This is a genomic window from Rhodococcus sp. EPR-157 (assembly GCF_001647195.1).
Taxonomy (GTDB): domain Bacteria; phylum Actinomycetota; class Actinomycetes; order Mycobacteriales; family Mycobacteriaceae; genus Rhodococcoides.
This window is the reverse complement of sequence record NZ_LVCV01000187.1, coordinates 1-7,572: the sequence shown is the minus strand read 5'-3', so window position 1 is coordinate 7,572 and position 7,572 is coordinate 1. Positions and strand designations below refer to the sequence as shown.

Genomic DNA, 7,572 nt, shown 5'->3' with positions numbered 1-7,572 from the left:
GAGATCTACCGACGCTCGGGCGCGTGGAAGGTCCGCGCGGTCGGCCAGGGCTACGCGGGTGGCTTCGCCGCCCTCGTGACCGATCACGGCGTGTCCGTCGATGACGCTCCAGCTGCACAACCAGCTGCGGCACCGGCACCACCGCGCACCCCACCGCCCGCTGCAGCACCCACCCCACCGCCCGCTCCCACACCTCCTGCCGTTCCCGCCGGACCGCCCGAAGTCAGCTTGACGAAGGCACGTCCCGTCAGCCTCACCAAGGGCCAGAAGGTCACGCTGAAGAAGGACGGTGGCGTTGCGCTGACCGTCATCCGAATGGGGTTGGGCTGGGATCCAGTTCAGGCACCGAAGAAGACCAGCTTTTTCGGTGGGGGCGGGAAGGGCGGCAACATCGACCTCGATGCCTCCGCGATCATGTTCGCCGGTCGGAATGTCGCCGACGTCGTCTACTACGGGCAGCTGAAGTCCAAGGACAGTTCGATTCTGCATCAAGGCGACAACCTCACCGGCGAAGGCGAAGGCGACGACGAGGTAGTCAACGTCGATCTGACGCGGGTGCCCCCGCAGGTGACGGCCATCGTATTCACGGTCACCTCGTACCGCGGCCAGACGTTCGAGCAGATCCAGAATGCGTTCTGCCGGCTCGTCGACGACACCAACAACACCGAGCTCGCACGGTTCACCCTTCAGGGTGGCATGCCGTTCACCGGTCTCGTCATGGCCAAGGTCTACCGCGACGGTGGCAACTGGAAGCTTCAGGCACTCGGCGAAGGCATCAACGCCAAGCATGCGGGCGAAGCAGTGCCGCAGCTCGGACCGTACATCCAGGCCTAGGGCGTGGTCGCGGAAACCGCTTGCTTGGGAGCGGTTTTCGCGCCTATTCGCACATCCGGCGCACGATCGAGTACGCCACCGTTCGGGTCGTCGACGCCGAATTGCCGGACCAGATCTTCCCGCGGACGGTAGATCTGGCGCACCACCAGCGCGCACAGGCCGACCACGGCGAGATCGCGCACGACGATCGTCCCCGTGAACCACTGCTCCGGCACGCCCTTGTTGCCGATCCCGAGGTAGTAGTACATCCGCGGAAACCACACCAGTGCGTCGATCGCCATCCACGCGAGCAGAAGTCGCCGATGCGGCAATGCCAGAACCGCGAGCGGAACCAACCACAACGAGTACTGCGGGCTCCACACCTTGTTCGTCAGCAGAAATCCTGCGACGACGAGGAAGGCGAGTTGCGCGAGCCGTGGTCTCGTCGGCGCATTCATGGCGATGTACGTCACCACTCCGCACACGAGAACGAAAAGCACCAGAGTCACGGAATTGAGGATCATCGGTCTGTCCCCTGGATAGAGGACACCGTCGAACCCTCCCCAGCCTGTGAACGACGACACCACGTTGTAGATCGAGTCGGGATCGGCGCCACGCACCGAGTTGAGTCGGAAGAACTCGTACCAGCCACTCGGATATAGAAGCGCGATAGGAAGATTGACCGCGATCCATGCAGCAAGTGCGGCACACGCCGCCTGACCCCACGCGCGTAGCTTCCCAGCGCGCCAGCACAGCACCAGCAACGGACCGAGAAGCAGCAGCGGATAGAGCTTGGCCGCGCCGCCGAGCCCCAACAGGACTCCCGCAAGAACGGGCCTCTTCCTTCCCCATGCCAACACGCCGGTGGCCGCGAATGCCGTTGCCAGAGCGTCGAAATTGGTGAAACCATGGACGATGACCAACGGAGACGCCGCGACGAGAGCCGCGTCCCAGATGCGCCTGCCCGCGGACATGGCCGTCGCCCATACGGTGACCAGCCATGCCAAGGCGAGGCCGACCGCGACGACGTTGAAATAGATGGCTACCTGCAGTGCCTGTGGAAGCCACGGGACCGAACTCCACGCCTCCGCGACGATCATCGACCCGTATTGATACAGACCCGACAGCACCGGGTACTCCATGTACCGAATCTGCGTCGAACCGTCCGCAGCCACTTCTTCCCAGGACTTCTTGTACGGGAATGCACCCTCGTCGAGGCGCTCGGCACCGAACAACGGAACCGTGTCGGAATAGCACATCGCCACGTACTGACGGCTGCCGCTCCAATCCAACCCGAGCGCGCCGCCGGGACCGTTGGGCGCCTGTTGAATACATCCCGCTTTGGCGAACCAGCCGAAGCTCAGGAACACCACGGCGAGCAGCAGCAGAACACGCAGCGGCGTCATGAAACGTTGCCGCCCGATCAGCGCGTGCCTGCCCACCGGGCCACCGATGACCGCTGCGAGCTGAGCCGTCGTCGGATCGTTCGTCGCAGGCAGATCGCGACGACCGTCCGACGACAGATCAGGGGCAGGTTCGGCCGGGCTGGCGATTCTGCGCCTTCTCTCGCTCACCTGGGGAAGATTACCGGGCTGGGACGGGTTCCTGGGCCGGCGTTTGGGGTGTCGCAGGTTCTTCCGGTTCCGCGGGCGCGAGCCCGGGGAGTGGAATCGTGACACCGGGGAGAATCTCGACCTGGCGTGGAGTGATCACGACCGGGGGAGAGAGCTCGGTCGGGATGGGCAGCGTGACCGGTGGCGGCGCCGACGTCGTGACCTGGGTCGTTGGCGCTGCAGGTGCCGAATACTGCGGCACACCAGCCTGTCCCGCGATCGGTTCAGGCGTCGGGAACGTCTCGTTGGTCGATCCTTCCAACGTTGCGTCCATGGTGTCTTTCCAGATGTCCGACGGTAGACCCGAACCGTAGATGGACCCGCCGTAGCTGTTCTGCAGCGGCAGACCCTGCTCGGTGCCCACCCACACAGCGGTGGACAACGACGGGGTGTAACCGACCATCCACGCGTCCTTGTTCTCGCCGGTGTCACCGAGCTGCGCGGTACCGGTCTTCGCTGCGGACTGCCGACCACCGGCGAGGTTGTGACCATTGGAGTAGCCCGCGATCGGACGCATCGCCGAGGTGACGTTGTCTGCGACTGCGGAAGACACGACCTGCTCGCCCGGTTCCATGCCGCGATCGAGAAGCACTGTGCCGTCGGCAGTCACGACCCGCTGCACGAAGTACGGTTGGTGGTAGACACCCGAGGCTGCCAACGTGGCGTACGCCGAGGCCATATCGATGACACGCGACTGATATTGGCCGAGGACGATGCCGTTGTTCGGGCCGACCCCGTCGCCTTCCGTGAGCGTGGGCCCGACGCCGGGAATCTCTTCCGCAACACCGAGCTTGTGCGCCATGTCCGCGATGGCCTGCGGACCGTTGTCCATGGCCAGCTGCATCCGATAGAAACTCGTGTTGAGCGAGCGCTTGAGGGCCTCCGCGATGGTGCAGGTGCCACAGGATTCGCCTTCGACATTGCCGATGGAGATGCCGTTGACCGTCAGCGGCGAGCTGTCGTACATCTGCGACAGCGGGATGCCTTGGTCGAGCGCAGCGGCCAGACCGAACACTTTGAACGACGAGCCGGTCTGCAGTCCTGACTGCGCGAAATCGAATCCGCTCCCGTCGGCGCCGCCGTAGTACGACTTGACGGCACCGGTGCGTGGGTCGATCGACACCGACGCCGTCCGAAGCTCCGCTGGTTCGCCTTCCATGTTGGACTCGACCGCGTCGATCGCAGCGGCCTGCGCCACCGGATCGATGGTGGTGGTGATCTGCAGACCCTCGGTATTGAGATCCTGCTCGCTCACTCCGGACGCGGACAGCTCACGCAGCACCTGCGCCTTGATCAAGCCGTTCGGCCCACTGTCACTGTCTCCGACATTCGCCTGCGCGCTCGGAATCCATGCCGGGTACACCATCGCGCTGCGCTGAGCCTGATCGATGTTGCCCTGGCTCACCATGCCGTCGAGGACGTAGTTCCAGCGAGATTGCGCACCTTCGGGATTGAACTCGGGATCCAAGCCGGAGGGCTGTTGGATGGTCGCAGCAAGAACTGCGCCCTCCTCGACGGTCAGCTGTTCGACCGGCTTTCCGAAGTAGGCGGTCGAGGCGGCAGCGATGCCGTACGCGCCGCGGCCGAAGTAGATGGTGTTCAGATACGCAGCGAGGATGTCGTCCTTCGACCACTGACGTGCCATCTTCGACGAGATGACAAGCTCACGCATCTTGCGTGTCAGGGTTCGCTCCGACCCGACGAGCGCGTTCTTCACGTACTGCTGCGTGATGGTGGAGCCACCGCCCGCGCTGTCGCGGCCGAGAACGTTGTCGCGGAGTGCACGCCCGAAACCGGTAATGGAAAACCCGGGATTGGAGTAGAAGTCTCGGTCCTCGGCGGACAGAACCGCGTTGCGCACGTGCAGCGGGATCTGATCGATCGACACGTCCGTCCGGTTTCCCTCCTCCGGAACTACCCTGCCGATCTCGCTCGTACCGTCGGAAGCGAGGATCCTCGCCACCTGGTTGGTCTTGATGTCACCGGGACGCGGAACATCCTCGACGGTGTAGGCCACCATGAATGCCAGGATCGGCACGATCAGACCGAGCGCTATCAGTGCATACAGCGTTCGGCGAACGGTGCGCCACCTGGACTTCTTCTTCGTTTTCGCGGCGGAACCTCTCTCGGGCGGTTCGGGCGGTTCACTGCCCGAATTGCGTGGTGGAACCTCGTCCGGCGGACCTGTCGGAGGAAGGATCGGGGGCGGAGCGCCGGTGGAACGGGCACCCGGGCGGTCAGCACCAGGTCGCCGCGTGTTCGGCGGCTGCGAGTTCACCGGACGTGAATTCGGCAACGCAGGTCGGCCCGGCGGCGGACCGAGCGGTCGGCCCTGGGCGTCCCGTGGCGGCATCGCCGGTCGTCCTTGACCGGGCGGCACAGGCCCGGGCGACAGTGGCCGTCCCTGGGCGTCGCGTCTCGGAGGCAGGGAGCCCGGTGGTGGGCCTAGCGGTCGGCCCTGGGCATCACGCCGTGGCCCCTGAGGGCCCATTGGGCCCTGAGGTCCCGCAGGACGACGACCGGGAGGGGGGACAGGAGGGCGAGGGCCGGGAGGTCGACCGGGCGCGCCCGGTGGCACATTCGGCGGCCGTCGGGACGGGTCGCGATCTCCGGAACTACCACCCGGTGTGTTGTCGTAGGGGGAACTCACGTACAGGTCTCCAGTGGTTGGGCGGGCACTCCTGCGTGCCGACCGGATCGGTCAGCGAGGCGATTGTGTCACTCGCTCGCGGTGCGACGGTTCGGTTGACGAGTGCTCGACCGTGGCCGTCGCGGTTGCTTGGGGGCCGGCACTGCACCCAGTACATAGGACTGGACGAGATGATTCCAACTGCAGGACCTGCACACCTCGACCACGTGCACGGAGAACTCCTCCTGTGTCGCGGCCAGGCGAACCAACTCTTCCGCGGTCCGCGCGGAACCGGACAACGGTCCGAGCTTCTCGCCGAACACCCACGACACGTGCGTGAGTTGTTCCTTCCTGCAGATAGGGCACACCACGTCGCTGCCGCGGCCGTGGAACTTGGCGGCCCGGAGAAGGTAGGGATCCGCGTCGCATACGGCGCTCACTCCCGTCCTACCCGAGTACACCTCGGCGAGCAGCGACCGTCGCTGAAGGGCGTAGTCCACCACCTGTCGCTGAAGTCGCACGAGAACCAGAGTACGTGCGGGCGAGAACATACGGGCCGCCCGCCGTCGGTCCAGTGCAATCGGGGGCCTGCAAAACTATGCTCCACCTGTGCCGACGCGACTTCCACCCGCCACCCGTGCGAGAGACACCGACCGCACCGACGCGTGCGCGACGCTCGACGAGGCCCGTGCCGATGGGCAGTTGTCAGAGGAAGAGCATGCCGCGCGGCTCGACCTGGCGATGGAGGCCGAGACGCTCGCAGATCTGCATTCCCTGATCGAGGACCTGCAGAACGAGTCCGAGCTCGCACCGATGGCGGATCCGATCCAGTTGGCGCACCCGGTGCGAACGGCTCGCTCGTCGCGGATCGGCTTCTTCTCCGTCGCAGTGCCGGTCGTCGTCGGTCTCGTCGCACTCACCTTCGGCGTCCGTGCCTGCGCGACGTCGCCCGATCCCGTCCAGCCTTACGGTGACATGGGTTACCAGAACCCGGCCATCGTGGCCGACATCGCAGCGGCAGTGCAGGCCAAGACCGGAACCACCGTCGTCGACAGTCTTGGTTTGTATCCCGAGTACGCGATCGTCCGGATGCCAGGGCCGGGAACTCCGCAAAAGCAGGTCACGTACGACTTCCGCGACGGGGTGTTGGAGGACTTCGACGACGATTGGTCGAGTCCCCGCACTGCGGATCAGGCGCAGGTCGATCTGACCTCGATCGACCTGCAGAAGATCGCGGGCATCGTCGCAGGCGCTGCCGAGAGCTTGAACCTCTCGCGTGTGGACTCCATCAACATCCAGATCCGAGGCGACACCGACGGGCCGGAAGTATCGATCAGCGCCGACAACACCGATCAGGAACGAGGCTCCATGTCTGTCGATCCGTCGGGCAATTTCTTGTCCGTCACTCCGTTCCGGTTCGGCGAGTAGGACACCATGGCATCGACATCGAAGTACCGCTCTACTGCCCTGCGTGCTCGCGACATCGATCGCGCACTCACGGCCACTGCACTGGACACTGCATACGCCGACGGGCAGCTCACCTTCGGCGAGCACCGACTCAGAACCGAGCGCGCGCGAACGGCAGTGACTCTCGACGAGCTCCGACGGCTCGTCAGCGACCTCCAACTCGATGTCGATCTTCCCGAGCCGGAGGCCGGACGATCGGCTTCGAGGCCCCGGGTGCTCCTCGCGCTCGGGTCGGTGGTGATCGTGGCCGCCGGGTTGGTGCTGTTCTTCGCGACGAGGGAGGACAAGGTGGAGGTGGCAGCGGTGGCAGCCCCCGTGCCGTCTCCGGTGGAGACGGTGTCGATGCCAGTGCCGGACGACGTCACGCCGATCGTCGCCCGACCTTTCGTGTTCGACACCGCCACGGGTCTCGACGACTTCCGGAACCGTTTCATCGAGCGATTCGGAAGCTCCCAGGTGGTATCGCTGAGCCTGCAGGTAGACGAGGGCTCGCGCGCCGACGTCTATCGCCTCGACGCCGAGGGTCGGGTCGAGCGGATCATGGTCAACGGTGGATTCGAACCACAGAAGGACACATCCCTACCGGAGGAAGGCCAGCTCGGCTTCGACTGGAATCTCCTCGATTCGGCCGTCGTAGCGGGCGTCATCGCCGGCGCACCCGAGACCGTCGGGGCACCCCAGGGCGTAGTCGACTGGGTGAGCATCGACAACGACGAAGGCGAACAGCGAATCTCGGTATCGGTGAGCGTCCCCGACCTCTCCGGCGGGTGGGTCGAAACCGACTTCGCCGGCAATCCGACGCACGTGTCGCCTGCCCGGCGCTGATGGAGGTGACGAACAACAGCCGCACACAGGCAGTCATGCTTGTTGCGCAGTATGTGCACGCGCGTCGACTCGACCATCCGGTGCGGGTTGCCGTCGACGGCGTAACCGCTTCCGGTAAAACAACTTTGGCCAACGAGCTGAGCGAGATGTTGTCGAAGCTGGGCCGGTCTGCGCACCGACTCAGCATGGACGGCTTCCATCATCCCAGGGCGCGACGGTACCGCC

The 7,572-nt window shown here is 65.2% G+C and carries 6 protein-coding genes and 1 pseudogene; 4 read left to right on the top strand and 3 right to left on the bottom strand.

Annotated elements, in window-relative coordinates:
* The coding region (locus A2J03_RS08430) for a TerD family protein (protein WP_068372062.1) at window positions 1-834 on the top strand (834 nt) is incomplete at its 5' end.
* Here A2J03_RS08430 and A2J03_RS08425 read toward each other — a convergent pair.
* From A2J03_RS08425 to A2J03_RS08410, 3 genes are all read right to left on the bottom strand, one after another.
* Window positions 831-2,387 carry a glycosyltransferase 87 family protein gene (locus A2J03_RS08425; protein WP_197480675.1) on the bottom strand — a complete coding sequence of 519 codons (1,557 nt, stop codon included), beginning with the start codon at window positions 2,385-2,387 and terminating at the stop codon, window positions 831-833. The two genes, A2J03_RS08430 and A2J03_RS08425, sit on opposite strands and share 4 nt — an antisense overlap.
* Before the next feature lie 10 nt (window positions 2,388-2,397).
* The gene (locus A2J03_RS08420) at window positions 2,398-4,917 is read right to left on the bottom strand and encodes a transglycosylase domain-containing protein (RefSeq protein WP_442971332.1); all 2,520 of its coding nucleotides are present in this window, start codon (window positions 4,915-4,917) and stop codon (window positions 2,398-2,400) included.
* 227 nt (window positions 4,918-5,144) lie between these two features.
* Window positions 5,145-5,606, bottom strand: a complete 462-nt coding sequence (locus A2J03_RS08410) for a DUF5318 domain-containing protein (RefSeq protein ID WP_068372052.1) — start codon at window positions 5,604-5,606, stop codon at window positions 5,145-5,147.
* A gap of 58 nt (window positions 5,607-5,664) precedes the next feature.
* Here A2J03_RS08410 and A2J03_RS08405 point away from each other — a divergent pair, with 58 nt between their 5' ends.
* The 3 genes and pseudogenes from A2J03_RS08405 to A2J03_RS31560 form a co-directional block, all read left to right on the top strand.
* Window positions 5,665-6,483: a DUF1707 SHOCT-like domain-containing protein gene (locus A2J03_RS08405; protein WP_082897685.1), complete on the top strand. Its 819-nt coding sequence runs from the start codon at window positions 5,665-5,667 to the stop codon at window positions 6,481-6,483.
* Window positions 6,484-6,489: 6 nt separating this feature from the next.
* Entirely contained in the window at window positions 6,490-7,347 is an 858-nt protein-coding gene (locus tag A2J03_RS08400; protein WP_068372049.1) for a DUF1707 SHOCT-like domain-containing protein, read from the top strand.
* A gap of 5 nt (window positions 7,348-7,352) precedes the next feature.
* A pseudogene (locus A2J03_RS31560) lies at window positions 7,353-7,572 on the top strand (adenylyl-sulfate kinase); the annotation flags it as partial.

Coding starts and splice junctions, on each gene's coding strand:
- A2J03_RS08420 (WP_442971332.1), bottom strand. CDS start 4,917: ATGGGCCCTCAGGGGCCACGGCGTGATGCCCAGGGCCGACCGCTAGGC.
- A2J03_RS08410 (WP_068372052.1), bottom strand. CDS start 5,606: ATGTTCTCGCCCGCACGTACTCTGGTTCTCGTGCGACTTCAGCGACAG.
- A2J03_RS08400 (WP_068372049.1), top strand. CDS start 6,490: ATGGCATCGACATCGAAGTACCGCTCTACTGCCCTGCGTGCTCGCGAC.